The sequence below is a fragment of the Citreicella sp. C3M06 genome (assembly GCF_018860705.1).
In the GTDB taxonomy this organism is placed as follows: domain Bacteria; phylum Pseudomonadota; class Alphaproteobacteria; order Rhodobacterales; family Rhodobacteraceae; genus Salipiger.
This window is the reverse complement of record NZ_JAHKQA010000055.1, coordinates 1-1,465: the sequence shown is the minus strand read 5'-3', so window position 1 is coordinate 1,465 and position 1,465 is coordinate 1. Positions and strand designations below refer to the sequence as shown.

2 protein-coding genes are annotated in these 1,465 nt (G+C 66.1%); both read left to right on the top strand.

Annotated features, from left to right (window positions below; all coding sequences use genetic code 11):
- Positions 1–914: oligopeptide/dipeptide ABC transporter ATP-binding protein (locus tag KO516_RS12705; RefSeq protein ID WP_216004163.1), on the top strand; the 914-nt coding region annotated here is incomplete at its 5' end.
- A gap of 94 nt (positions 915–1,008) precedes the next feature.
- Complete coding sequence (locus KO516_RS12700) at positions 1,009–1,407, top strand: hypothetical protein (RefSeq protein ID WP_216004162.1); 399 nt, start codon at positions 1,009–1,011, stop codon at positions 1,405–1,407.
- Positions 1,408–1,465: the final 58 nt, after the last annotated feature.

Genomic DNA, 1,465 nt, shown 5'->3' with positions numbered 1-1,465 from the left:
GTTCAGTCAGCTTTGCGCTGGAACATGGCGAGATCCTTGGCCTTGTGGGGGAATCCGGTTGCGGCAAATCCACCCTTGGCAAGACCTTGATGGGCATTCAGCCGCCGACCTCCGGCTCGATCACCTTTGAAGGCACCGAAATTGCCGGGCGCACCCCGCGCGAGGCCCGCGCCCTGCGCCGCCGCTTGCAATACGCCTATCAGGATCTAGGCGCCTCGCTCGATCCGCGCTGGAAGATCGGCAAGTCGCTCGAAGAGCCGCTGATCATCTACACCGATTTGCCTCGCCGCGAGCGGATGCAGAAGGTACGCGAAATCCTGACCTCGGTCGGGCTTCCCGCCGGCCATGTCGATCTGTTCCCGCACGAGCTGTCGGGTGGGCAGCAGCGCTGGGTCGGGTTGGCGCGCATCCTGATGCTCAACCCCGAGGTGGTGATCCTCGACGAGCCGACAGCGGGGCTCGACGTGTCGGTGCAGGCCACCGTGCTGCGCCTGTTCCGCGATTTGCGCGACAGCTTTGATCTGACCTATATCTTCATCTCGCACGATCTGTCGGTGGTGCGGCTGATGTGCCACCGGGTGGCGGTGATGTACCTTGGCCGCATCGTCGAAATCGGCCCGGTGGAGGCGCTGATGAACAGCCCAAAACACCCCTACACCCAGTCGCTGCTGGCGGCGATCCCCAAGGTGAACGGCCCGCGCGTCACCGAGAATTTCTGGCTTGAAGGCGAGCCGGCGGACGCCTCGAACCTGCCCCCTGGCTGCCGGTTTCAAGGCCGCTGCCCGCATGTGAAACCGATCTGCCGCGAGCAGGACCCCAAGGACCGTCAGGTCGGTGCCCAGAGCGTCGCCTGCCATTTCGCCGGCGAGGTCTTTCCACCCGAAGGGGCGAACCGGAACAGGACACTGGCGTGAGCAAACCCGCGATCAACACCGGTGGCGGGCGCGGCAGCGGCTGCGCGCTGGAACTGGTCCGGCAGGGCTGCGACATCGTGCGGGTCAAGTTGCAGTGGCTGATCTGACGTCGCCGCAGGGCTGGGTGCAAGTGGTCGCGTCGGTGACGCTGGTGCAAGCGGTTCTGCCGCTTTTGGCGCTGCCGCTGACGCAGGCCGCCGGGGTGGCGCCGCAGGCGGTGGGGCAGTTGTCCTCGGCGGCGGCGCTTGGCTCGATGCTGTTCTTCCTGTGGGGGCCGGCGCAGCTGGCGGGACTCTCGTCGCTGCGCCAGCTGCAACTGGGCTGTGCCGTCAGCGCGGCGGCGCTGCTGCTGTGCCTGCTGGGGCGTTGGGAGGCGCTGTTGCTGGCCAGCTTCGTCATCGGGCTTGGCTATGGCACCGCCACCCCGGCCAGCGCCGAATTGCTGATGCGGGTGGGGCATTGCCAACTTTCTGAAGCCCCTGGGGGCGTCTAGCGTTTTGGCATGATGATAGCAGCTGAGATGCCGCGCCCGAAAGGCTATCGTTTTCCTC